This window comes from Actinoplanes sp. NPDC049599 (assembly GCF_044465625.1).
GTDB lineage: Bacteria > Actinomycetota > Actinomycetes > Mycobacteriales > Micromonosporaceae > Actinoplanes.
This window is the reverse complement of sequence record NZ_JBITLX010000035.1, coordinates 1-23,979: the sequence shown is the minus strand read 5'-3', so window position 1 is coordinate 23,979 and position 23,979 is coordinate 1. Positions and strand designations below refer to the sequence as shown.

Here is a 23,979-nt window from a genome sequence, read left to right as displayed (position 1 = left end):
GGCACGGAGCGTGCTCCCGGCACGAGGCGTGCTCCCGGCACGGAGCGTGCTCCCGGCACGGAGCGTGCTCCCGGCACGAGGCGTGCTCCCGGCACGGAGCGTGCTCCCGGCACGAGGCGTGCTCCCGGCACGGAGCGTGCTCCCGGCACGGAGCGTGCTCCCGGCACGAGGCGTGCTCCCGGCACGAGGTGCGCTCCCGGCTACTGGACGCGGTGTCCGCATGATGAGTGTCGGTCTCGGATGCTGGCCGATCGTCTCAGCAGACGGCCAGGCGTCTCACCATCCGAACAGCCAACACTCTCAAAACACCGCAAATGTGGCGCGGTGGTGGGTGTTGGCGGCGATCTTGTGACGGTGGGGTGAGGAGCTGACCACGGCGCTACAAGATCGGCGGTTGCTCGGGCGCCGCCGGTGATGCGGGGTGGCGGAAGCTGTTGTCTCGGCGTTGTCCGGGCACCGCCAGCGGCGAGAAAGGCAGGAGCCACCGCCAACGGCGCGGCGGGGGCGAACGCGAGGCACGGAACGAGCGCGGGGCACGGCGGGCACGGGGCACGGAACGAACGCGGGGCACGGCGGGCACGGGGCACGGAACGAACGCGGGGCACGGCGGGCACGGGGCACGGAACGAACGCGGGGCACGGCGGGCACGGGCGAGAGCAGCGAGAGCAGCGAGAGCAGCGAGAGCAGCGAGAGCAGCGAGAGTTGTCGCCAGCGGTCAGTGGACCGGAGCCGGGTCCACCGATCCACGGCAAGGACCCGATCCGTCCAGGTCAATGTGCCTGCGAGACGACCGGTTGCTCCCTGCGCCCGCCCTGGCTATGGCGATCAACCACCGAACCAGCCGTGCAGAAGACTCTCCGGGGGCCACCGTTTACCAAGATCGAAGTCAGCGGCCGGCCAGCCGGGCACGTACGCGGACCGCCGGGGCTGCCGCCGCGATCAGCCAGGCCATTCGCCGGGGGTACGCGACCACCGCCGGCCGCCGGCGGACGCAGCGCATCAGCACGTCGACGGCCCGTTCCGCCGGGATCATCATGGGCTTCACCTGGCCCTTGGCCATCTTGGTGTCGACGAAGCCGAACCGCACGACGGTCACCGCCACCCCGCGCGGGCGCAGGACGGCGCCCAGGCCGATCAGGTACGAGGACATGCCGGCCTTGGACGCCGCGTAGCCCGGGGCGTCCGGCGTGATCAGCGTGTCGGCGAGGCTGGACAGGCCGATGAGGTGCCCGCCGCCGGCCGCCAGCAGCCGCGGCACGACCACCTCGACCGTGCGCGCGACGCCCAGCAGGTTGACCTCTATGGCCCGGGTCTGCGCGCCGAGGTCGTCGAGATCGAGCAGCTCGCCGACGCCGGCGGCGTAGACGCAGAGGTCCACGCGGCCGGCGGCGGTCAGGGCCCGGGCCAGCTCCGCCGGATAGTCCGGGGCGGTGACGTCCGCCACGATGTGCACGTACCGGTCGTGCTCGACGGCGGCGGACCGGCGGGACAGGCCCGTCACCGCCCAGCCGTCGGCGAGCAGGCGGCCGGTCAGTCCCAGGCCGATGCCGTCCGTGTTGCCGATGACGATCGCGTGTCGCACGGCCCCGGAGCCTACCCTCAGCGGCTGTCGGATTCCCCGGCCGTGATCGCCGCCCGGCCCGCCTCCAGCCGCGCCACCGGCACCCGGAACGGCGAGCACGAGACGTAGTCCAGGCCGACCTCGTGGAAGAAGTGCACCGATTCCGGGTCGCCGCCGTGCTCGCCGCAGACGCCCAGTTTGAGGCCCGGGCGCACGGCCCGGCCCTCCTCGGCCGCGATCCGGATGAGCCGGCCGACGCCGTCGCGGTCGATCGACTCGAACGGCGAGATGCCGAAGATGCCCAGTTCCAGGTAGCGCCAGAAGAACGCACCCTCGACGTCGTCGCGGGAGAAGCCCCAGCCCATCTGGGTCAGGTCGTTGGTGCCGAAGGAGAAGAAGTCGGCGGCCTCGGCGATCTGACCGGCGGTCAGCGCGGCCCGCGGCACCTCGATCATCGTGCCGATCAGCACCTCGACGCCGCTGCCGGCGACCACCTCCGCGACGATCTGCTCGCACTCCCGGCGTACGGTTTCCAGCTCCTGGACCGCGCCGACCAGCGGCACCATGATCTCCGGGTGCGGGTCCAGGCCCTCGCCGGCCAGCTGCACCGCGGCCTCGGTGATCGCCCGGACCTGCATCGCGAACAGGCCGGGAATGACCAGGCCCAGCCGTACGCCGCGGAGCCCGAGCATCGGGTTCTGCTCGTGCATCCGGCGGACGGCGTCGAGCAGCTGGGCGTCCTCCGCGTGGTCCTCGCCGCGCTCCCGGGCGACCGCGACGTTGACCGCCAGCTCCTCCAGCGACGGCAGGAACTCGTGCAGCGGCGGGTCGATCAACCGGACGGTGACCGGCAGCCCGTCCATCGCCCGGAACAGGTCGACGAAGTCCGCCCGCTGCAACGGCAGCAGCGCCGCCAGCGCGTCCGCACGCTCGGTGGGCGTGGCCGCCAGGATCAGCCGTTCGACCAGCTCCCGGCGGTCGCCGAGGAACATGTGCTCGGTCCGGCACAGGCCGATGCCCTCGGCGCCGAAACGCCGCGCCCGGTACGCGTCCTCGGCGGTGTCGGCGTTGGTGCGCACGGCCAGGGAGCGGGCGGCGTCGGCGTGCGACATGAGCTTGTGGACGGCCTCGACCAGCGGGTCCCCGGCCTCCTCCGGCGACAGCGTGCCCTCGAAGTACTGCACGACCTCGGACGGGCGGACCGGCACCGAGCCCAGGTAGACGCAGCCGGTGGTGCCGTCCACCGAGATCACGTCACCCTCGGACACCGTCCGGCCGGCCACGCTGAACCGGTCGGCCGCGATCTCCAGCGAGTCGGCGCCGCAGACGCAGGTGCGGCCCATGCCGCGGGCCACCACCGCCGCGTGGCTGGTCTTGCCGCCCCGGGCGGTGAGGATGCCCTGCGCCGCGATCATGCCGGACAGGTCCTCCGGGTTGGTCTCCCGGCGCACCAGGATGACCTGCTCGCCGGCCGCGGCCAGCTCGACGGCGCGGGCGGCGCTGAACACGGCCTTGCCGACCGCCGCGCCGGGTGACGCGCCGATGCCCTTGACCAGGGCGACCGCATCGGCGCCGAGGTCGAAGCGCGGGAACATCAGCTGGGCCAGCTGCGCGCCGGTGACCCGGCGCAGCGCCTCGTCCAGCTCGATCATGCCCTCGTTGACCAGCTGCGCGGCGATCCGGAAGGCGGCGCCGGCGGTCCGCTTGCCGACCCGGGTCTGCAGCATCCACAGCTTGCCGCGCTCGATGGTGAACTCGATGTCGCAGAGGTCCCGGTAGTGCCCCTCGAGCTTGGCCATGATCGCCAGCAGTTCCTCGTACGAGCGGGGGTCGAGGGTGGCCAGCTCCTGCAGCGGGACCGTGTTGCGGATGCCGGCCACCACGTCCTCACCCTGGGCGTTGGCCAGGTAGTCGCCGTAGATGCCCTGGGCGCCGCTGGCCGGGTCGCGGGTGAACGCCACGCCGGTGCCGGAGTCCGCCCCGAGGTTGCCGAAGACCATCGCGACCACGTTCACGGCGGTGCCGAGATCCGCCGGAATGCGTTCCTGGCGGCGGTAGAGAACGGCGCGTTCGGCATTCCACGAGCGGAACACGGCGGTCATCGCCAATTCCATCTGCTCGCGCGGATCCTGCGGGAAGTCGTATCCGGTGTGCTTGGCGAAAATGTGTTTGTAGCGATCCACCAGGGCCCGCAGATCCGCCGCGTCCAGGTGCAGATCATCGGTGGCGCCGCGGGCGTTCTTGGCCTCGTCCAGCGCCGCCGAGAATTCCTCACCGGGTACGTCGCAGACGGTTTTGCCGAACATCTGGATGAGCCGTCGGTAGGAGTCCCAGGCGAACCGCTCGTTGCCGCCGGCCTGCGCCGCCAGGCCCACCACGCTGGCGTCGTTGAGCCCGACGTTGAGCACCGTCTCCATCATGCCGGGCATCGAGAACGCGGCCCCGGAACGCACCGAGACCAGCAGCGGATCGGCCGGATCGCCGAGCCGGCGGCCCATCGTGGTCTCCAGCGCGGCCAGATGCCCGTCGATCTCCTCGGCCAGCCCGGCGGGGTTGCTGCCGGTCGCCAGGTAGGCCTGGCAGGCCCGGGTCGTGACGGTGAATCCGGCCGGCACCGGCAGGCCCAGGCGGGTCATCTCGGCCAGGTTCGCACCTTTGCCGCCGAGCAGCTCCTTGAGCTCCCGGTGACCTTCGGAAAAATCGTAGACATACTTCTCGCCGGCCGTTGTCACGACTGCCTCCCATGCGGTGATGCGTCATCGTCGGCTGCACTCGAACGCTCGTTAATGGTGTCCCGGAGAGTAGGGGGCGCGCCACCGGCCGCCATAGCACTGGTGAGTTATTGCACAAGCTTTGGCGTATTCGGGCTCGCTGAACCGGTTTTTCGCGCAGCCGCGAGCACGATCACGCACGCCGGGGTGGGCGGCCGGGCGCCCGGGTGTCAGGATCGTCATGCTTGGTGGACGCCGGAAATGGGCACGTCACAGGTTCGGTACATGAGGTGGTAAGGCTCCGGACAACGGACGAGGACATAGGCGGTCTTACGCATGACGGAGTCACTCAGGGTCTCGGAGGACGACGGCGCGAGGGAGGTCAACGGCACCATCGGCACCGAGCTCACCCTCGGCGTCGAGGAGGAGTTGCACGTCGTTGATCTCAAGACCAGGGAGCTCGTGCCCCGGGCGCCCGAGGTGCTCGACCAGCTCGACGAGGCGAACTACTCGGCCGAGCTGCACCGCTCGGTGGTCGAGACGAACACCCCGGTCGCGGCCACCCTCGACGACCTGCGGGACGGCATCGTGGCGCTGCGCCGCAAGGCCGTCGGCGTCGCCGAGTCACTCGGGCTCGGGCTGATCGCCGCGGGCACCGTCCCGCTCGTCGACCTGGACTCGCTGCCGGTCACCCCCACCTCGCGCTACCGCCGGATGCTCGACGAGTACCAGATGCTCGCCCGTGAGCAGCTCATCTGCGGCGCCCAGGTGCACGTCGGCATCCCCGACCGCGACGAGGCCGTGTCGATCGCCCAGCGGGTCGCCCCGGCACTGCCGGTGCTGCTCGGGCTCTCCGCCAGCTCGCCGTACTGGATGGGCGAGGACAGCGGCTACGCCAGCGTGCGCTCGCTGGTCTGGCTGCGCTGGCCGACCGCCGGCGACAGCGGCGTGGTGACCTCGGCGGCGGACCACGACGCGCTGGTCGCCGACCTGATCGCCTCGGGCACCATCACCGACCCCAAGATGGTCTACTTCGACGTCCGGCCCTCGGCCCACCTGCCCACGGTGGAGCTGCGGGTCACCGACTCCAGCCCGGACGCGGACACCGTGGTGCTGCTGGCCGGGCTGTTCCGCGCGCTGGTGTTGCGCGCCCGGCAGGACTACCGCGCGGGCAAGCCGATCGTGCCGACCCGGCCGCCGCTGCACCGCGCCGCGATGTGGCGGGCCGCCCGCTCCGGGCTCGAGGGCGACCTGCTCGACCTGCCCCGCTCCCCGGTGCCGGTGCCCGCGGCGGTGGCCGTCGAGCGGCTCATCGCCGAGCTGCAGCCCCAGCTCGAGGAGCTCGGCGACTGGGAACAGGTCTTCGACCTCTCCGTGCAGGCGCTCAGCCGGGGCAGCTCCGCGGCCCGCCAGCGCCGGGCGATGGACCGCCGCGGCCGCGTCTCCGACGTGGTCGACCTGCTGATCGCCGACACCCGGGGCGGCGTGACCGGCCTCGGCCCGCAGGGCCGCACCGTGCCGGCCGGGCTCACCCCGTACGCGGTGGCCGGCGACGAGGCGTTCCCGGCCGGCGACGTGCTGCCGGACTACCAGGGGATCCTCAACGTGCTGAGCGCGCTCGGCCCGGCCGGGCTGCGCCGCCGCGAGGACGCCCGGGACGACGAGCAGCGCGCCCGCGGCATCACGTTCAGCGTGGCCGGCGAGGCCGCGACCCGGCTGTTCCCGTTCGACCTGGTGCCCCGCCTGGTGCCGGCCGCCGACTGGCGGGAGCTGCAGACCGGCCTCATCCAGCGGGTCCGCGCGCTGGACGCGTTCGTCAACGACGTCTACACCGACCGGGTGGCGGTCAAGGACGGCATCGTGCCGAACTGGGTCATCGACGGTTCGCCGGAGCTGCGGCCCAGCGGCGCCCTGGTCAGCCGGCCGGGGGTACGCGCCCAGGTGGCCGGCGTCGACCTGGTCCGCGACGGCGAGGGCAACTGGTGCGTGCTGGAGGACAACCTGCGGGTGCCCTCCGGCATCGGGTACGCGATGCAGAACCGCCGGCTCACCGAGAGCGTGCTGCCGGAGCTGCCCCGCCCCGACGACCTGCTCAGCATCGAGGGGACCCCGCAGTTGCTGCTGCGCGCGCTGCTCGACGCGGCCGGCCCGGCGGCGGGCGACGAGCCCGCGGTGGTGGTGCTCAGCCAGGGCCCGGACGACTCGGCCTGGTTCGAGCACCGGATGCTGGCCGAGGAGATGGGCGTCCCGCTGGTCCGCAGCACCGAGCTGCTGGTCGACGAGGGCCGGGTGCACCGGGTCCGGAACGGCCGCAAGCACCCGGTCGACGTGATCTACCTGCGGATGGGCGAGGACAGCCTGGTGCACTCGCCGGGCGCGGACGGGATGCCGCTGGGCCCGAGCCTGGTCACCGCCCTGCACGCCGACACCGTGGTGCTGGCCAACGCGCTGGGCAACGGCATCGGCGACGACAAGGCCGTGTACGCGTACGTGCCCAAGCTGATCGAGTACTACCTGGGCGAGAAGCCGCTGCTGGCGGACGTGCCGACGTACCTGTGCGGCATCCCGGAGCAGAAGGCGCAGGTGCTCGGCCGGCTCGAGGAGCTGGTCTGCAAGCCGGTCGACGGCTACGGCGGCGACCGGATCGTGATCGGCCCGCACGCCTCCGCCGACGATCTGGCCGCGGTCCGCCGCCAGATCAACACGGCACCGCACCGCTGGGTGGCGCAGGAGGTCGTGGACCTGTCCACCCACCCGGTCTTCGACGGCCACCAGCTCGCGCCGCGGCACGTGGACCTGCGTGCCTTCATCTTCACCGGCAAGACGTCGGTGGTCGCGCCCGCCGCGCTGACCCGGGTCGCGCCCGCGGGCAGCATGATCGTCAACTCCTCGCGCGGCGGCGGCTCGAAGGACACCTGGCTCTTCGGCTGAACCTTCACATCCCCGACACAAATCCGAAACGGAACCGGCAGACGCTGAACGACTTGGAGGATCAGGCATGTGTGGAATCGGCGGCGAACTACGGTACGACGCCCGGGCAGCCGACGGTGACGCCGTCCGGCGGATGCTGCCGTGCCTGCAGTCCCGCGGGCCTGACGGCGAGGGCATGTGGCAGCACGGCCCGATCGCGTTCGGCCACCGGCGCCTGAAGATCATCGACCTCTCCGAGGCCGGCGCCCAGCCGATGACCGACGAGCTGCTCGGCCTGACCCTGGTCTTCAACGGCTGCATCTACAACTACCGGCAGCTCCGCGACGAGCTGCGCGGCTACGGCTACACCTTCGTCTCCACCTCCGACACCGAGGTGATCATGAAGGCGTACCACCGCTGGGGCGCCGACTGTGTCACGCACTTCCTCGGCATGTTCGCCTTCGCCATCGCCGAGCACGCCACCGGCACGGTGATGCTGGCCCGCGACCGGCTCGGCATCAAGCCGATGTACCTGGCCGAGACCCCCGGCCGGCTGCGCTTCGCCTCCACCCTGCCCGCGCTGCTCGCGGCCGGCGACGTCGACACCTCGATCGACAAGGTGGCGCTGCAGCACTACATGACGTTCCACTCGGTGGTGCCGGCGCCGCGCACGATGGTCACCGGCATCCGCAAGCTGCCGCCGGCCACGGTGCGGATCATCACCGCCGACGGTACGTCCACCGAACACGTCTACTGGGAAGCCGACCACACCCGCCAGCTGAGCAAGACGCGGGAGGAGTGGGCTTCCGCAGTGCACGAGGCGCTCCGGACCGCTGTCGAGCGGCGGATGGTCGCCGACGTGCCGGTCGGCGTGCTGCTCAGCGGCGGGCTGGACTCCAGCTACATCGTGGCGCTGCTGGCCGAGCAGGGCCAGCGCGGGCTGACCACGTTCAGCATCGGCTTCGAGTCGGCGGCCGGGGAGAGCGGCGACGAGTTCGCGTACTCCGACATCATCGCCAAGCAGTTCGACACCAGCCACCACCAGATCCGGATCGGCAAGGACCGGTTCCTGCCGGCCGTCGCGCGCACCGTCGCGGCGATGAGCGAGCCGATGGTCAGCCACGACTGCATCGCCTTCAACCTGCTCAGCGAGGACGTGTCGCAGCAGGTCAAGGTCGTCCAGTCGGGGCAGGGCGCGGACGAGATCCTGGCCGGCTACAGCTGGTACCCGCCGCTGCGGGACGTGCCGCGCGAGCTGGCCGTCGACGCGTACGCGAAGGAGTTCTTCGACCGCCCGTACCGGGAGCTGGCCGGCCAGCTCGCGCCGGAGTGGCTGCTGGAGCACGACGTCAGCCGCGAGTTCGTCGCGGCGAGCTTCGCCCGGCCGGGCGCGACCACCGGCGTCGACGCGGCGTTGCGGCTGGACTCCCAGGTCATGCTCGTCGACGATCCGGTCAAGCGGGTCGACAACATGACGATGGCGTGGGGGCTGGAGGCGCGGGTGCCGTTCCTCGATCACGAGCTCGTGGAGCTCGCGGCGGCCTGCCCGCCGGAGCTCAAGCTCGCGCAGGGCGGCAAGGGCGTGCTCAAGGACGCGGCCCGCGGCGTGGTGCCGGACGAGGTGATCGACCGGACCAAGGGCTACTTCCCGGTTCCCGGGATCCGGCACCTCGAAGGGCCGATGCTGGAGCTGGTCCGGGACGCTCTGCACGCACCGGCGGCCCGGGCGCGCGGGCTGTTCCGGCAGGAGTACGTTGACGCGCTGCTGGCCGACCCGAACACTGCACGTACCACGCTCGGGGCGAACCAGTTGTGGCAGCTCGCACTGCTCGAAATGTGGTTGCAGGACAAGGGGATCCAGTAAACCGAGGGAGGACCTGTATGACCGGTCAGCTCAACCGTGTCGACGTCACCGTGCTGCCCGTGGGATGGATGAACAGGCAGTCGGGCGCCCTCCCCTCGGAAGTCTCCGGCAGCTGGTCGGCGGCGCTCTCGCCGGACGGCCGGCACGCGGCGTACGTCTCCGACCGCAGCGGCTCCCCCAAGGTGTGGGTGCAGCCGGTCGGCAGCGACCTGACCTTCCTGGTCGACACGGGAGACGCGCCCGTCGTCTCGGTGCACTGGTCCACCGGCGGCGGCTGGCTCGCCTGCGTGCTGGCCCCCGGCGGCGCCCCGCGCACCGAGGTATGGCTGGTACGCCCGGACGGCTCGGCGCTGCACCAGGTGGCCGGCTTCGGCGCGGACAGCGCGGACAACGTCCGCTGGCTGCCCGGGCGCCCGCTGCTCACGGTGACCGAGAACCTGGAGACCACCCTGCTGGTGGACGCCGAACACGGCACCCGGGAGACGATCACCACCGGCGAGCTGGTCGCGCTGTTCGACGTCGCGCCGGACCGCAGCCGGGCGCTGCTGCGCCTCGGCCCGCGCGGCGGCCGTTACCTGGCGGTGCGCGATCTGGCGACCGGCGCCGACGAGTACGTGACCAGCGGCGAGCAGGGCTGCTTCGGCCCGGACGGCGCGGTGTACGCCCGCAGCGACGCCGGCGAGCTGCCGGTGCTGCTCCGGGTGGCCGACGGCAAGTCGGAGGTGCTGGCCTCCTCGGAGACCGCGGAGGTGGAGTCGTTCGCCCTGACCGCGGACGGCCGGTCGATCGCGGTCCTGTGGAACGTCCGCGGCGGCGAATCCGAGCTGACCGTGCTGCACCGCGGCGACTCCACCGCGATCAACCTGCCCGGCCCGGTGGTGTCCGGCGTGTCCTGGTGCTTCGACGGCAGCACGCTGGCGTTCACCGCGGAGGGCCCAGGCCGGCCGCACGGCGTGTGGACGTACGACGGCGACCTGCACCCGGTCTCGGTCGAGGAACCGGCCCCGGGCGCGGTCCGGCCGGTCCTGCACCGCTTCGCCTCGCACGACGGCCTGGAGATCAGCGGCTGGCTCTTCCAGCCGGCCGGCACCGGCCCGCACCCGACCGTGCTGTGGCTGCACGGCGGCCCGGAAGCGCAGGAACGCCCCGGACACGGCCCACTGTTCCAGTCACTGGTGGACCGGGGCATCGCGGTCTTCGCGGCCAACGTGCGCGGCTCGTCCGGCTTCGGCCGCAGCTTCGTGAACGCGGACAACGGCCCCCTGCGGTACGCGGCCATCGCCGACGTGGCGGCCTGCGTGACATACCTGGTGTCCACGGGCGTGACCGACGCGGCCCGGGTCGGCTGCATGGGCCGCTCGTACGGCGGCTACCTGACGCTGGCGGCGCTGACCACGTACCCATCGATGTTCGCGGTCGGCATCGACGTCTGCGGCATGTCCAACTTCGCCACGTTCTACGAGCACACCGAGCCCTGGATCGCGGCGGCGGCGGTCTCGAAGTACGGCGACCCGGTGACGGACGCGGAGCTGCTGCGCGACCTGTCGCCGATCACCCGCATCAACAACCTCCGGACGCCACTGATGGTGGTGCACGGCGAAAACGACAGCAACGTACCGGTGATCGAGGCGGAACAGGTGGTGGCGGCGCTGACGGAGCGCGGGGTGCCGCACAAGTACCTGCTGTTCCCGGACGAGGGACACGAACTGCAGCACCGGTCGTCGCGGGCGGAATACCTGCGGGAGACGGTGGACTGGCTGACCAGCCACCTGACACCGCCGGGCACGGTGCTCAACTGACCTTCACGGAGCAGGGGCGTCCCGACCAGACGCCCCTACCCCACCACTGAACACCCCCACCACTCAACGCAGCCGCCCCCACCACGCTCCACCCGCACGCCGCCATCTCGCAGCGCCGCACGCCCCCACCACGCCCACCCGCACGCCGCCATCTCGCAGCGCCGCACGCCCCCACCACGCACCACCCGCACGCACTGCACGCACGCACCACCCGCACGCACGCCACCACCACGCACGACCCGCACGCCGCCACCACGTTGCGCCCTGCGCTGCGCCGCGCTGGACAGCTCGCCGCCACCGCCGCTGTCACCCGCGACCCGCCGACGAAGCTGCCCACCGCAGATCTTGTAGCAGGGCGGCGAGCTCCACGCCGCAGTGCAACAAGATCGACCACTCACCCCCCGAACGCGGTGACTCCCGCCACCCGCCACCCGCCCATAATGCTGCCCACCGCAGATCTTGTAGCAGGGCGGCGAGCTCCAGAGTCTTTTGCGTGGTTGGTGTATCGGGCGATGTCAATAGCCCGCCGGAGTGACGTGGGCCGCGCCGACCGCCACCGACGCGCAAGATTTCGATCTTGTTGATGTGGTGTGAGCTCCGGACCTTAAGTCCACAAGATCGACAATTCGCTGCTCGCTTCGTGACTTTTACGCCCTTTGGTCCCTTAGGAGTTCCGCGATGTGGGAATCCTGCTCAATGTGTGGGCCAGTGCTGCGGGTTCGGCGGTGGGCAGGCCTACGGCAATGCTTGGCGCGGCCGTTCGGCGCGGCGGAAGCGTGTCGCCCGTCCGGGGGATGGCGATCGATCATCACAACAGCCATGCAAAAGACTCTCCACGCCGCAGTGCAACAAGATCGACCACTCACCCCCCGAACGCGGTGACTACTGCCACCCGCCACCCGCCGATCGTGCTGCCCATCGCAGATCTTGTAGCGGGGTGGCGAGCTCCACGCCGCAGTGCAACAAGATCGACCACTCACCCCCCGAGCGCGGTGAATCTTGTAGCACCCGGGTGCGCTCCGCACCACAGCTCCACAAAATCCGCCGCCACCGACAGGTCGAGCCAAAGCCGGGCAAGCCAGCAACGGCTCAAACCCCGCAAACCTCACCTAACGACCGGACGTGGAGAGCGAAATGCGCAAGCCAGGCGGCCTGCCCAAAGCGTGGCCGAGTGGAACGGCCCAACCGGGCAGCATGAGCAGGCCGACCGAGCCGAACAGGCCGAACAGGCCGAACTAGCCGAACGGACCATCTGAGCCGGGCCAGGCGAGCTGAGTGGACCGGCCAAGCCGGATGAGGGCTGGAGTCGGACGGCTCAGGAGGCGGGCGGTGTCAGTGTGAGCGGAGGGCCTCCCGCAGCTGATCAGCCACGGCTTCGGGATCGGTGCGCAGCAGCCAGGACGGAAACCGCAGGATCCGGTCGCCCGCCGTCCAGATCCTGTTCTGCCGCGTCATGTCCTCCGCCCACTCCCGCACGTCCATGTGATGTCTCCCGTCCACCTCCACCAGCACCCGCCACTCCCGCCAGTACGCGTCCAGATACCGGTGCCGTCCGTCCGCGTCCCGGCGGCGCTGTTGGTTGTCCGGCATCGGCAGGTCGTAGCGCCGGCACACCGTCAGCAGGTCGAGTTCCGACAGTGCCGACGCTCCTGCGGCTATGTCGTCCAGCGTGTTCCGGACCAGTCTTCGGCGCCGGACCCGCGTCAGCACCGTCAGGACGGATCGGATCTCCTCCGGTCGGACCAGCCGCTGCTGGCAGGCTGCCGCGATCGTCAGCACCGCCGCACGATCCGACGGCGCCCAGGCCGCCGCGTCGACGACCGAACGGGCCATCGTCGTCCGGGGGATCCCGGCACTTCGGCGATGCTCCGCCGGCAGGAGCGCACTGCGGTGCACCCGGATCGCCGGCATGTCCGGTGGCAGGCGCGGGATCCGCCGGCTGGTGCCCCGGGCGGCCGGGATCAGCACCGGGATCTGCCCGACGTGGATGCCGCGGAGCCCTCCTGCCACCGCGGCCGCCGCTCCGGCCAGCAGCGCGTCGCGGCCCGCCACCAGCACCGCGACCCAGTGCTGCTGCTGCGGGGTGAGCTCACCGTTGCTGGTCAGCAGGACTCCTGGGCAGAGCTGTCGCCAGCGGCCCAGCCGGACGTGCCCGCGGACCCTTCCCCGCCCGACGAGCTTGACGGCCTGGTCGCTGGTCACGACACCGCACTGGGCGCAAACGCGGTCCATCGGGTCACCTTGGCAGATTCGCCCCGGCCCCGGGATCAGCCTGTGGACGACGCGGCGTGACGGGTCACACGTCCCTTTTGTGAGCCGAGTCGTTGTCGGTCGGCCGCGTCCCGGGAAAGGGTGGGGGTACGCGATCGGATGGAGTTGACCTCATGCTGGGCGGAGCCCGGGCCTGGGCGGTGTGGGCCGTGGGGCTGTCGGCGTACGTCGTCGCGGTTCTGCATCGCACCTCCCTCGGTGTCGCCGGGCTGGACGCACAGCTCCGGTTCGACGTCGGGGCCGGCGCCCTCGCCTCGTTCGCCGTCCTGCAGCTGCTGGTCTACGCCGGCCTGCAGGTTCCCGTCGGGCTGCTGCTGGACCGGTTCGGTTCGGTGCGGCTGGTGGTCGGCGGCGCCCTGGTGATGGCCGCCGGGCAGGCGCTGATGGCGTTCTCCGACGGGATCACCGGCGCCGTGTTCGCCCGGGTGCTGGTCGGTGCCGGGGACGCCATGACGTTCATCAGTGTGCTGCGCCTGGTGCCGCAGTGGTTCCCCGCCAGGCGGGTTCCGGTGGTCGCCCAGCTCACCGGCCTGGTCGGCCAGTTGGGGCAGGTGCTCAGCGCCGTACCGCTGGCAGCGCTGCTGGCCGGCTCGGGCTGGACCACCGCGTTCATCTCGGCGTCCGCCGCCGGGGTTTTTGTGGCCGTCGTCGCGCTGGTCGCGCTGCACGACACCCCGCAGCGGCGGGTCAACTCGGGCACGGCGCTGACGCTCGGGCAGCTGGGCAGCGACCTGGCGCACGCCTGGCGGCATCCCGGCACCCGGCTGGGGCTGTGGACGCACTTCACCACCCAGTTCCCCGGTACGGTGTTCGCATTGATCTGGGGCTATCCGTTCCTGGTCGCCGGCGAGGGCCTGTCCCGGGGCACGGCCAGCGCGCTGCTCACCCTGTTCGTGCTGACCGGCATGGCCGCCGGGCCGCTGGTCGGCGTGCTGGTGCAGCGGCATCCGTTGCGCCGCTCGTGGCTGGTGCTCGGTGTGATCGCCGCCAACGCGCTGGGCTGGGGGCTGGTCATCGCCTGGCCGGGGCGGGCGCCGCTGGCCGTGCTGGTGGTGCTCGTGCTCGCGCTCGGCCTGGGCGGGCCGGGGTCGATGATCGGCTTCGAGTTCGCCCGCACGTTCAACCCGCCGAACCGGCTCGGCACGGCCACCGGCATCGTCAACGTGGGCGGCTTCGTCGCCTCGCTGGTGTCGATCCTGTTCGTCGGCCTGATCCTGGACGCCCGCACGGGCGGCCGGGCCACATACGACATCGTGGACTTCAAGGTCGCGATGTCGGTGCAGTATGCGATCGGCGCGATCGGCCTGATCGGCATCCTGCGCACCCGCAAGCTGGCCAGACGCCGGCTCGCCGAGGAACACGGCGTGGTCGTCCGGCCGATGCGGGAGGTGCTCGCCGGCAAGGGTTGGTTTAGCGGCGAGCGCATCGGTAAAAGTTGAGACTTTGCCCGCTTACGGCAGTTCGATGCGAGGAGGACATGAGCGAGCACGCACCGGACCGCATCTGGTCCGGCATCGAGATCAGCAAAGTCATCGCGGGCACCCTGGCGGCGATCACCGCGGCGGTCATCGGCTCCTTCCTGGGAGTCGCCGGCACGCTGGCCGGTGCCGCGGTCGCCAGCGTCGTCGGCTCGATCGGGACGGAGGTCTACCAACGGTCGCTCAACAAGGGCGCCAAACGGCTCAGCGCGATAGCGCCGACGTTCGTGAAGGCGCCCGCGGCGGTGGGCACACCCGAGGTCGCCGCGGCGACCGAGGGGGAAAGCCCGTCGCACACGGTCGCGCCGCGCCGGAGCATCCGCTGGGGTCACGTGGCCCTCGCCGCGACGGCGTTGTTCGTGCTCGCCATCGGCACGCTGTCGGTGTTCGAGCTGGTCGCGGGCAAGTCGGTGGCGTCCACCGTGGGCAACTCGTCGTCGGGCAAGAGCACCGTCGGCAGCGTCTTCGGTAACGACTCCGCGGAGGAGCCGGCCGTGACCCCGTCGACGGACAGCTCGCCGGCACCCACCGACGCGCCGGCCACCGGACCTACCGGCGAGCCGGCGGCACCGACCACGGAGCCGGGCACCGAGCCGGCCACCGAGCCCACCACGCCGGCCGAGCCGGGCACCGAGCCCACGGGCGGCGCGCCCGAACCGACCCAACCGGCCGAAAATCAGGAGCAGGAGCCGCAGAATCAGGACGGTGCTCCCGAGCAGAACGGCACGACGGAGTAGCACCGACTTTCCGCGAAGCGAAGGAGCGCGTCACCGTGAACGTCAGTGAACTGCTCACCGAGGCCTTCGGCCGGCTGCCCGACCTGGTGCGGTCGGCGGTCGAGGGCCTGACCCCGGAACAGCTCGGCACCGCCCCGGCCGAGGGCACCAACACGGTGGCCTGGCTGGTGTGGCACCTCACCCGGATCCAGGACCACCATCTCGCGGGGGTCACCGGGGCGGACCAGGTGTACGTGACGGGCGACATCGCCCAGCGATTCGGGCTCAAACCCGACCCGGAGGACCACGGGTACGGCCACACGGCGGCGCAGGTGCTGTCTGTCCGCCCGGAGAGCGCCGCGGTGCTGGTGGAGTACTACCAGGCGGTGCACGAGCGCACGCTGGCCTATCTCGGCGGCCTGACGGCCGGCGAGCTGGACCGGGTGGTGGACGAGTCCTGGGATCCGCCGGTCACCCTGGGTGTGCGCCTGGTGAGCGTCCTGACCGACGACCTGCAACACGTGGGCCAGGCGGCGTACGTGCGCGGGCTGCTCCAGAACTGACGGACGTCGGCGCTCCCACGAGTCGTGGGGGCGCCGACGTGCTGCCTACTGAGGCACCGCCAGCTCACCCAGCGCGTCGGCCGCGTGGAGCTGGGTCCAGTGCTCACCGGGGTGGCCGGTGACCGTGAGCGCCACCGAATCAGCCGCCACCGGACCCGGGATCAGCCGGTCCAGTGCCGCGGCATCCGCGGTCGCGGCCAGCACGGTGCGGCCGTCCACGCCGTCCACCGCGGCGAGCTTGCCGGTGCCCGCTCCCGCTGCCGCACGGATCGCCGCGACCGTGGGGGCCGCCTCGGTGCAGGTGCCGTCCCCGTGGGCGACCAGGACCCGGTCCGCGCGACCGGCCGCCTGCCAGGCCATCAGGTCCAGCACCGTCGCCCGGTTGCCGGCGCCGAAGTGCTCCCACAGGTCGGCCGCCGCCCGGGCCAGCTGGTCGCCGTGCCGGCCGACGCTGTGGCCGTACCCGTGCCCCGGCAGGGCCAGGTCGGTCCAGAGCAACGACCGCTCGGCCAGATCAACCACCATGGGCATCAGCACCCGCGCGTCGCCACGCAGGTCAAAACGCTGCTCAACCCGCCCGGCGTCGAACTGCGCACCGCCGGCGACGGGCAGCACGATCCCGGCGAACGCCTCGGTCAGCAGCTCGAACGGCACCGCGTTGTAGCTGAGCACGGCCGGCACGGCGTAGCGCACACCCAGCTCGGCGAGCCGGTCGAGCCGCAGGTCCAGAAACTCCGTCGCACCGAGCGGCCCGGGCGCGGAGGTGAGATCACCGGAATGCACGGCGCCGTCGTCACCGAACCGCAGCACGGTGTAGTCACACTCCCCCAGCCGCTGCCAGGCGTCGTCGAAGAACACACAGGACAGGTCGAGATCAACCCGCGAATCGTCCGTGTCCTGCCAGTGCAGGAACAACCGCAATTCCGGTACGCCGGGAAGCGCGCGAATGCTGCCCCGGGGCCACCCGGCGAACTGGGCGGAGCCGGCCCGCTCGCGCATCGGCGCTGGTACGTCAGCGAGCGTGGCGTCGAGCACAGCAACGTCGAACCGGCCGAGGCGCGCGGCCCGCCGGGTGAGCTCGCCGTCGACGATGCCCCGCACGGCGCCGATCGCGACGGCGTCGAGCGGTTCGCGGCGCTCGGGCTCGGTCCAGGTGATGACGGCGCTGCCCCGCGGAAAGAAGACCCGCCGCGGCATCCCGGGGCCGGGCCGCCCCGCGATGATCCCGGCAGCCGCAGCACCCGCCGCCACCACACCGGCCCCCGCCGGGTCCACCGCATCACCATCCGAAACGGCCGCGCCCGGCACGGCATCCGGACCGGACGGCCGCGCTGCCGTCGGGTCCGGCCGGCGGGCCAGCCCGATGATGGCGTCGAACACCGCACGCGCGGCCCGGCCCACGCCGCCCTCAGCCGCAGCCGCCCGCACCGGCGCAGCACTCGCTCTCACAGCGCGGCCCACGCCGCCCTCAGCCGCAGCCGCCCGCACCGGCGCAGCACTCGCACTCGCAGCGCGGCCCACGCCGTTCTCAGCCGCAGCCGCCCGCACCGGCGCAGCACTCGCAGCGCCGCCGCGCGCCCGGGCCACTCCCGCCGCCCGTGCCTCTGCCATCGCCGCCAGCTGCGCCGGGGTCGCCGCCACGGTCGCCTCCCGGCCCACCAGCTCGGCGGCAGCCGCGGCCAGCACACCCGGCGCCACCCGTCCCGCGCTCTCCCGCAGCACAGCCACCAGTCCCGCCCGATCACCCGGAACCGTGGACCGCAGCAGCTGATCCACCCGCCGCCACAGCTCCCCGGGCCGCTCGGCGAGCAGCCGAGCCGCCAGCCCCGCGTCGCCGTCCGCGAAGGCCCGCTCCACCAGCGACGCATGCGTCCGGAGCCGGACGGAGACCGTACCGTCGGGGTGGTCGACCGGCACCAGGCGCCGCGGATCCTCGGCGCAGGCGGCCACCATGGCCGCGCCCAGCGCGGAATCCCGCGCTACCCGGGTGCCGCGCAGCACCGCGAACGCGACGGTCGCGCCCGGGTGACGGTCGGCCCGCTCGAAGGGGTGCAGCCGCTCCCCCAGCCGCTTCCACACTGCCGGATGCCGCCGCAGGTCCTCGGCCGCGGTCCCGGCACCGCACGCGTCCAGGTGCTCGAGCACCGCCCGCCGCAACGCGCGCGGCAGCGCCCGCACCCGCGGGACCGGCACAGACGTCGCCGGCTCGTCCACCGGCCGCCACGCCTCCCCCGGCGCGACCGGCACGACCGGCACGACCGGCGCGGCCCGCGAACCCGGCGCGACCGGCACGACCGGTGCGACCGGCACGGCCCGCGAACCCGGCGCGTCCGTTCGAGCCGGCAGGATCAGACCCGGATCTCCACCGGAGTAGGCCCACAGCGTCCGCCCCGCATCGGTCGCCGTCTGCCACCGGCGCCGCGCCTCGGCCACCACTTGCGGATACGCCTCGGTGAGTGCGGTCGCGTGCAGCGCCCAAGCCACCACCACCGCGAGCGTCTCGCGCGCCGGCACCGTCTCGGGCAGCCAGTCGAGGGCTGCCGGCGCGGTGGACCGGACCAGCACCGCCAGGTCCGCCCGGTCGGCCTCGCCCAGCGCCGCCGGCCGCGCCACCAGTTCGTCGCGCAGCCGGACGGCGGCGCCCCGGGGATCGGTTTCCAGCCGCAGCAGGCGTACCTGGATCGGGGGTCCGGCCGGCGGCTTCCCGGCCGGCGCGACCACCGGCAGGTAGCCGCCGCCGGCCGCGGCCCGGCGCCCGCAGATCGGGCAGGCGCTGAATTCCTCGGGGGCGAAGCAAACCCGGCAGACCGGGTGCCCGCACGGGTCCAGCGGCTCACCGTCCTGCTCCCGGCCGCACAGCACGCAGGGCGCGCCCGGCACAGCCAGCAGGTGGGTCAGCAGCCGGCGGATGTAGACGGCCTCGGTGTGCTGCGGGGTGTCCGGAAAGGAGCGGTACAGCGGAACCATCTCGCGGTCGGCGCCGACCTGCTCGTCGAGGGCCGCGAGCAGCCAGTCGGCCCATCGCGTCCGCGACGTCCGGGGCATCCGTGCCGCCGCGGCGCGCAGGTCCCGGTGCAGCAGCCGGCCCCGCTCGACGAGGTCGGCCTCCAGCGCGCCGACCCAGGCCGTACCGTCGTGCAGTTCGTCGCCGGACGGACCGGCCACGACCTTGGCGGTGCGGCGCAGCAGGACAACAGCCAACGGATCCATGGTGCGACCTCCCCCGGGACATGCGGAAGCGGCGGGCGGGGAGTCGCGACGCTAGTTGAGTCCTTTTGCTGAGGATGAGAAGGAAGCACCGCGGGGAGCCGCCCACCGCTGCACCGATCCTAGCCGGGCCGGGCGGGCCGCTCATTCCCTTTATCGCGAGGCCTGCTCCGCGATCGGCAGCTTGACCAGGAACCGGGTGTCGCCGGGCTGGGACTGCAGCACGATGTCGCCGCCGTGCCCGTTGACCACGATCCGGTACGAGATGTCGAGGCCCAGCCCGGTGCCCTCGCCCACCGCCTTGGTGGTGAAGAACGGCTCGAAGACCCGCTTGCGCAGCGCCTCGGGCACGCCCGGCCCGGTGTCGCCGATCGACACCACAACGTGGTCGTCCTCCCGGTACGTCCGCAGCGTCAGCGTGCCGGCGCCGTGCATGGCCTGCACCGCGTTGTCGATGATGTTGGTCCACACCTGGTTCAGCTCCGCCGGGTGGGCGGGGATCTGCGGCAGGTCGCGGTCGTACTCCTTGACCACCTTGACCCCGTTGCCGATCTTGTGGGCCAGCATGACCAGCGTGCTGTCCAGCCCGGTGTGCACGTCGATCCACTGGTGCGCGGCGCGGTCCAGCTGCGAGTACTGCTTCGCCGAGGTGACCAGCGAGGAGACCCGGCCGGTGGCGTCCTCGATGTCGCTCATCAGCTGTTCGGTCTCGAGCGCGTACCCGATCCAGTGGATGGCCTGGTCGAGCAGGCCCGGCTCGACGACCTTGGCCTTGATCTCCTCCAGGCAGTCGATGTCGAGGCCGCCCTGGGCGTAGACCGGCGCCAGGTCCCAGCCGCCGGTGACGTGGTGCCGCTCCATCCAGTCGCCGAGCTCGTCCTCGCGGTCGGCGGCCTGCATGGCGGTCAGCGTGGGCGCCTTGGCGGCCCGCTCGATGACGTCCTCCTGGAGCTCGACCAGCGCGTCCAGCCGGTCCGGCGCGACCTTGCCGGCCGCCAGCATGCCCAGCTTGTGCCGCATGCCGGCGACCCGCTGGCGCAGCGCGCCGGTGGCCCGCGACGCCGCGGCGGCCGGGTTGTTCAGCTCGTGCATCAGGCCCGCCGAGAGCGCGCCGAGCGCGACCAGCCGCTGCCGCTCGGAGATGGCCGCCTGGGTGTTGCGCATGCCCAGGGTGAGCCCCTCCAGCAGGTGGATCGCCATCGGGAACCACTCGCGCATCAGCCAGCCGAAGTCCGCGGCGGAGAGCACGAAAAAATCCGAGTCGTCGAGCGCGCGCATGGACGCCATGTACTTGCGCTCGACGCCCTCGTCACGGATGTACGCCTGGGTGGCGCCCATGTACACGCCGCGCTGCTCCGTACGGGTGGTCTGCACGTCGTCCTGGCCGACCCGGCGGGAGAGCGCGATCGTGCCGCTGAGCAGCACGAAGAACTTCTCGGCCGGCGCGCCCTCCTCGATCACCAGCTCGCCGGCGGCCACGTGCTGGACGTGGCCGTGCTCGGCGATCCAGCCCAGCTGCTCGTCGGTCAGCTTCTCGAACAGGAACAGGGTCCTCAGCTCGGCGGGGGTGAGCGACTCGGACATCTACTGTGCCTCCAGGTAACGATGGACCAGCGTGACGGCCATCGCGCCCTCGCCGACCGCCGAGGCCACCCGTTTCACCGAGTTGGCCCGGACGTCGCCGGCGGCGAAGATGCCGGGAACACTGCACTCCAGGTAGAACGGATCCCGCTCCCGATCCCATCCCGCCGGACGGGTGCCATTTGCCAGCAGATCCGGGCCGGTGCAGACGAAGCCCTTCTCGTCGCGGGCGACGGTGTCACCGAGCCAGTCCGTCCGCGGCTCGGCGCCGATGAAGACGAACAGGTAGCCGCATTCGACGCTGGTCACCGTGTTGTTCTTGCTGTCACAGATGGTGATCGCCTGCAGGTGCCCGTTGCCCTCGGCGCCGACCACCTCGCACCGGGTGCGCACGTGCACGTTGTCGATCTTGTTCAGCTGCTGGATCAGGTAGTACGACATCGACGCCTCGAGCGAGTCGCCCCGCACCAGCAGGGTGACGCTGCGGGCGTACCGGGAGAAGAAGAGCGCCGCCTGACCGGCGGAATTCGCCCCGCCGATGATGTAGACGTCGTTGCCCGCGCAGGACGGGCCCTCGGTCGCCGCCGAGCCGTAGTAGACCCCCGAGCCGGTCAGCTCGGCGACCCCGGCGGCGGCCAGCGGCCGGTACGCGACCCCGGTGGCCAGCACGATCGAGTGCGCGGAGATCTCGCCGCCGTCGGCGAAGTGCAGGGTCCGGGCCGAGCCGTCGGCGCGCAGGCCGACCACCTCGCGGGTGTTGAGCACCTCGGCGGAGAACTTGCCGGCCTGCCGGCGGGCCCGGTCGGTGAGCTGCGCGCCGGAGATGCCGTCCGGGAAGCCCAGGTAGTTCTCGATCCGGGAGCTCTGCCCGGCCTGCCCGCCGACCGCCTGCCGCTCCACCAGCAGCGTCTTGAGGCCCTCGGAGGCGCCGTAGACGGCCGCGCCGAGACCGGCCGGCCCGCCGCCCACGATGATCAGGTCGTAGAAGTCGCGCTCCGGCGCCGTGGACAGCCCGACCGCCTCGGCGACCGCGGAGTTGCTCGGCTGCGCCATCGCCCGGCCGTCGGCGGTGACCACCAGCGGGATCGACTCCGGGCCCACCCCGGCGGCCTCCAGCAGGCGGCGGCCCTCCGGGTCGTCCGCGGCGAGCCATTTGTACGGCACCAGGTTGCGCGCCAGGAAGTCCCTGATCTGGTACGACGGCTCGCTCCACCGGTGCCCGACCACCCGGATGTCGGCGACCTCGCGGTCCCCGGTGGCCTGCCAGGCGTCCAGCAGCGCGTCGATCACCGGGTAGAGCTTCTCCTCCGGCGGGTCCCAGGGCTTGAGCAGGTAGTGGTCGACGTCGACCACGTTGATCGCCTGGATCGCGGCGTCGGTGTCCGCGTACGCGGTCAGCAGGGCGCGGCGGGCGTTCGGGAACAGGTCCATCGCCTGCTCCAGGAATTCGATGCCGTTCATCTGCGGCATCCGGTAGTCGGCCAGGATGACGGCCACCCGGCCGCCGCGCAGCTTGATCTCCTTGAGGGCTTCGAGGGCCTCGGCGGCGGAGGCGGCCCGGATGATCCGGTACGCCTCGCCGTACCGGCGCCGCAGGTCCCGGGCGATCGCCCGGGACACCGAGGCATCGTCGTCGACGGTCAGGATGGCGGGATGGCCCATGGCTGAGTCCTCAGGGATGGGTGAACGAGGGGGAGTCCGCGACCTCGAAGGCCACGTTGTCCTGGTAGCACCACCACCAGTTCTCCCCCGGCTCGTACGACTGCACGAGGGGGTGACCGGCGGCGTGGAAGTGGGCGGTGGCGTGCTTGCCGGGCGAGGAGTCGCAGCAGCCGACGTGCCCGCAGATCATGCAGACCCGCAGGTGCACCCAGCGGCCACCGTCGGCGAGGCACTCCACGCAGCCGTCGCCGGACGGCTTGACGTCCTGGACCTGGTCGAGGTGGGAGCAGGCGGGCTTGGTCATCCGGGGGTTCCTCTCGTGGCCAGCAGATCGTTGTACTCGGGGTGCCGTTCGACGTAACCGGCGACGAACGGGCAGGTCACCACGACCGGGGTGGCCCGGCCACGGGCGTCGGCAAGGGCGGCCGCGGCCAGCCGGCCGGCCAGCCCGCGGCCCTCGAAGGCCTGGTCGATCTCGGTGTGCGCGAGCTCGACCTCGCCGCCGTGCCGGCGGTAGTGCAGGACCCCGGCGAGCTCGCCGCCGAGCAGCACCTCGTAGCGGGACCGCTCGAAGCTGTCCACCACGGTCGCCTCGCCCAGGTCACCGGAGCCGACCTGGGCGCTGCCCTCGACCCGCAGCTTGCGCCGGGCCCGCTCGTAGAACGAGGTCTGGCCGAAGCGGATGACCTGGGCCGCGCCGGGCACCGGGAGGATGGCCAGCTGCTGGCCGGCCTCGGCGTAGCCCTGGATGATCCCGTCGACCTCGATGGCCAGCCGGCCGCTGGTCGGCAGCACGTCGAGCTGCAGCTGCTCGTCCGGGGAGAGCATCAGCGAACGGTTGAACGAGGAGTGCGCGGCGGCCGCGCTGACCAGCAGGCCCTCGACGTTGGGCGAGACGATCGGCCCGCCCGCGGAGAAGCTGTACGCGGTCGAGCCGGTCGGGGTGGCCACGATCACGGCGTCGGCCGCGTACCGGACGAAGTTGCTGCCCTCGACGTTGATGCCGACGTGGGCCAGCCCGTCGCCGGGCACCCGGACCAGCGCGATGTCGTTGAAGGCGGAGACTTCCTCGCCGCCGGGCAGCACCGTGCGCACGGCGGTGCGCGACTCGATGGTGAACCGGTGCTCGTCGATCGAGGAGAGCGCGCCCGGCAGGTCGGGCAGGTCGACCTCGGCCAGGAAGCCGAGCCGGCCGACGTTGACCCCCAGCACGGGCGTCTTGCGCCCCTCGACCAGGCGCATCGTGCGCAGCATGGTGCCGTCGCCACCGAGGCTGACCAGCAGCCCGGCGCGTTCCACCATCTCTTCGGCGTCCACCGCGACGGCGTCGCAGTCGATCCGGTTGATCTCGTCGTGCAGTCCCAGCACGGTCACGTTGCGTGATGCGGCCCAGGCGACGATGGCGGTGATGGCGGATCCGCAGTCCCGCCGCGGGTGCAGGACGAGCCCGACCACCTTGATCATGCCCACGACTGATACCCCACGATCATCCCGCAACCCCCGGTCGCACGCGCGTCAGCGTTCAGCCTTGCACGTCCGACCGGGATCCGGCGAGGGGCACCTAGTGCTGCGCCGCGTTAGTTCGTCGTGGGTCATGCGGCTTTGAGTGGGGTGCCGTCGTAGGTCCATCGGTAGGGCTTGGCGGTGGTGTTCTTC

Annotated in this window: 14 protein-coding genes; 6 read left to right on the top strand and 8 right to left on the bottom strand. The window is 72.1% G+C overall.

Features of this window, described 5'->3' with window-relative positions:
- Window positions 1-886: 886 nt before the first annotated feature.
- Window positions 887-1,582 carry an SDR family NAD(P)-dependent oxidoreductase gene (locus ACIBQZ_RS37910; protein WP_396093745.1) on the bottom strand — a complete coding sequence of 232 codons (696 nt, stop codon included), beginning with the start codon at window positions 1,580-1,582 and terminating at the stop codon, window positions 887-889.
- Window positions 1,583-1,599: 17 nt separating this feature from the next.
- A complete protein-coding gene (gene ppdK, locus ACIBQZ_RS37905) occupies window positions 1,600-4,314 on the bottom strand; it encodes a pyruvate, phosphate dikinase (RefSeq protein WP_396093807.1) in 2,715 nt (904 codons plus the stop codon).
- Window positions 4,315-4,608: 294 nt separating this feature from the next.
- Here ppdK and ACIBQZ_RS37900 point away from each other — a divergent pair, with 294 nt between their 5' ends.
- From ACIBQZ_RS37900 to ACIBQZ_RS37890, 3 genes are all read left to right on the top strand, one after another.
- On the top strand, window positions 4,609-7,203 hold the full coding sequence (locus ACIBQZ_RS37900) for a glutamate--cysteine ligase (protein ID WP_396093744.1): 2,595 nt from the start codon (window positions 4,609-4,611) through the stop codon (window positions 7,201-7,203).
- Window positions 7,204-7,270: 67 nt separating this feature from the next.
- The gene (locus ACIBQZ_RS37895; RefSeq protein ID WP_396093743.1) at window positions 7,271-9,046 is read left to right on the top strand and encodes an N-acetylglutaminylglutamine amidotransferase; all 1,776 of its coding nucleotides are present in this window, start codon (window positions 7,271-7,273) and stop codon (window positions 9,044-9,046) included.
- 17 nt (window positions 9,047-9,063) lie between these two features.
- Complete coding sequence (locus ACIBQZ_RS37890) at window positions 9,064-10,845, top strand: S9 family peptidase (RefSeq protein ID WP_396093742.1); 1,782 nt, start codon at window positions 9,064-9,066, stop codon at window positions 10,843-10,845.
- A 1,332-nt stretch (window positions 10,846-12,177) separates the two neighbouring features.
- Here the strand turns inward: ACIBQZ_RS37890 and ACIBQZ_RS37885 are convergent.
- A complete protein-coding gene (locus ACIBQZ_RS37885) occupies window positions 12,178-13,077 on the bottom strand; it encodes an endonuclease domain-containing protein (protein ID WP_396093741.1) in 900 nt (299 codons plus the stop codon).
- A 152-nt stretch (window positions 13,078-13,229) separates the two neighbouring features.
- Between ACIBQZ_RS37885 and ACIBQZ_RS37880 the strand changes: the two genes are divergently transcribed.
- From ACIBQZ_RS37880 to ACIBQZ_RS37870, 3 genes are read left to right on the top strand one after another with little or no spacing between them, the layout of a single operon-like run.
- Window positions 13,230-14,555, top strand: a complete 1,326-nt coding sequence (locus tag ACIBQZ_RS37880) for a nitrate/nitrite transporter (RefSeq protein WP_396093740.1) — start codon at window positions 13,230-13,232, stop codon at window positions 14,553-14,555.
- 38 nt (window positions 14,556-14,593) lie between these two features.
- Window positions 14,594-15,331: a hypothetical protein gene (locus ACIBQZ_RS37875; protein WP_396093739.1), complete on the top strand. Its 738-nt coding sequence runs from the start codon at window positions 14,594-14,596 to the stop codon at window positions 15,329-15,331.
- A gap of 35 nt (window positions 15,332-15,366) precedes the next feature.
- On the top strand, window positions 15,367-15,873 hold the full coding sequence (locus tag ACIBQZ_RS37870; protein ID WP_396093738.1) for a DinB family protein: 507 nt from the start codon (window positions 15,367-15,369) through the stop codon (window positions 15,871-15,873).
- A 45-nt stretch (window positions 15,874-15,918) separates the two neighbouring features.
- Here the strand turns inward: ACIBQZ_RS37870 and ACIBQZ_RS37865 are convergent, their stop codons facing one another.
- From ACIBQZ_RS37865 to ACIBQZ_RS37845, 5 genes are all read right to left on the bottom strand, one after another.
- A complete protein-coding gene (locus ACIBQZ_RS37865; protein WP_396093737.1) occupies window positions 15,919-19,083 on the bottom strand; it encodes an MXAN_6230/SCO0854 family RING domain-containing protein in 3,165 nt (1,054 codons plus the stop codon).
- A gap of 150 nt (window positions 19,084-19,233) precedes the next feature.
- The gene (locus ACIBQZ_RS37860; protein WP_396093735.1) at window positions 19,234-20,664 is read right to left on the bottom strand and encodes an ATP-binding protein; all 1,431 of its coding nucleotides are present in this window, start codon (window positions 20,662-20,664) and stop codon (window positions 19,234-19,236) included.
- Window positions 20,665-22,323 (bottom strand): FAD-dependent oxidoreductase, encoded by a 1,659-nt coding sequence (locus ACIBQZ_RS37855; protein WP_396093734.1) that lies wholly within the window; start codon window positions 22,321-22,323, stop codon window positions 20,665-20,667. It abuts the gene before it with no gap.
- 10 nt (window positions 22,324-22,333) lie between these two features.
- Window positions 22,334-22,627: a UBP-type zinc finger domain-containing protein gene (locus ACIBQZ_RS37850; RefSeq protein WP_396093733.1), complete on the bottom strand. Its 294-nt coding sequence runs from the start codon at window positions 22,625-22,627 to the stop codon at window positions 22,334-22,336.
- On the bottom strand, window positions 22,624-23,787 hold the full coding sequence (locus ACIBQZ_RS37845; RefSeq protein ID WP_396093806.1) for an NAD(+)/NADH kinase: 1,164 nt from the start codon (window positions 23,785-23,787) through the stop codon (window positions 22,624-22,626). Before ACIBQZ_RS37845 ends, ACIBQZ_RS37850 begins: the two co-directional genes overlap by 4 nt.
- Between the last annotated feature and the right edge of the window lie 192 nt (window positions 23,788-23,979).

What these genes read in the sequence shown, in the direction of transcription:
- ACIBQZ_RS37900 (WP_396093744.1), top strand. Translation starts at nt 4,609, where the DNA reads ATGACGGAGTCACTCAGGGTCTCGGAGGACGACGGCGCGAGGGAGGTC.
- ACIBQZ_RS37895 (WP_396093743.1), top strand. Translation starts at nt 7,271, where the DNA reads ATGTGTGGAATCGGCGGCGAACTACGGTACGACGCCCGGGCAGCCGAC.
- ACIBQZ_RS37890 (WP_396093742.1), top strand. Translation starts at nt 9,064, where the DNA reads ATGACCGGTCAGCTCAACCGTGTCGACGTCACCGTGCTGCCCGTGGGA.
- ACIBQZ_RS37885 (WP_396093741.1), bottom strand. Translation starts at nt 13,077, where the DNA reads ATGGACCGCGTTTGCGCCCAGTGCGGTGTCGTGACCAGCGACCAGGCC.
- ACIBQZ_RS37880 (WP_396093740.1), top strand. Translation starts at nt 13,230, where the DNA reads ATGCTGGGCGGAGCCCGGGCCTGGGCGGTGTGGGCCGTGGGGCTGTCG.
- ACIBQZ_RS37875 (WP_396093739.1), top strand. Translation starts at nt 14,594, where the DNA reads ATGAGCGAGCACGCACCGGACCGCATCTGGTCCGGCATCGAGATCAGC.
- ACIBQZ_RS37865 (WP_396093737.1), bottom strand. Translation starts at nt 19,083, where the DNA reads ATGGATCCGTTGGCTGTTGTCCTGCTGCGCCGCACCGCCAAGGTCGTG.
- ACIBQZ_RS37860 (WP_396093735.1), bottom strand. Translation starts at nt 20,664, where the DNA reads ATGTCCGAGTCGCTCACCCCCGCCGAGCTGAGGACCCTGTTCCTGTTC.
- ACIBQZ_RS37855 (WP_396093734.1), bottom strand. Translation starts at nt 22,323, where the DNA reads ATGGGCCATCCCGCCATCCTGACCGTCGACGACGATGCCTCGGTGTCC.
- ACIBQZ_RS37850 (WP_396093733.1), bottom strand. Translation starts at nt 22,627, where the DNA reads ATGACCAAGCCCGCCTGCTCCCACCTCGACCAGGTCCAGGACGTCAAG.
- ACIBQZ_RS37845 (WP_396093806.1), bottom strand. Translation starts at nt 23,787, where the DNA reads ATGATCAAGGTGGTCGGGCTCGTCCTGCACCCGCGGCGGGACTGCGGA.